This is a genomic window from Vibrio sp. 10N.222.49.C9 (assembly GCF_041474985.1).
In the GTDB taxonomy this organism is placed as follows: Bacteria; Pseudomonadota; Gammaproteobacteria; order Enterobacterales; family Vibrionaceae; genus Vibrio; species Vibrio crassostreae_C.
In genome coordinates this window covers 1-299 of sequence record NZ_JBFRVD010000145.1, presented here as the reverse complement: position 1 = coordinate 299, position 299 = coordinate 1, and the positions used below count along the sequence as shown (strand labels likewise).

Below are 299 nucleotides of genomic sequence, written 5' to 3'. Positions count from 1 at the left end.
CGAAGTCGGCGTTTATCTATCTCTTTAATGGTGTGCCAATGTACGCTCGTTAACTGGGAGATATGCTTAATGGGAAGAAGAGGCAGCAGTTGTTCTATATAACTTTTTAAGCGCTTCGTTATACGAGCATAAGGCTCTAACCAAGATAGAGACTCTGTTTTTATGCCGCAGTCACGACACTTAATTCTTCGTGTTTGAACGGAAAGTTCAACAGGAACACCGAGCAACATGGCTTCTTTCACATGACGCCATTGATACTCATGGATAGCTTCGGCTTCAAGACCACAAAGGCACTTAGC

Annotated in this window: 1 protein-coding gene; it reads right to left on the bottom strand. The window is 43.5% G+C overall.

The genetic code is table 11. The annotated features are described in order from the left end of the window. The coding region (locus AB4585_RS22420) for a helix-turn-helix domain-containing protein (protein WP_372171016.1) at positions 1 to 299 on the bottom strand (299 nt) is incomplete at both ends.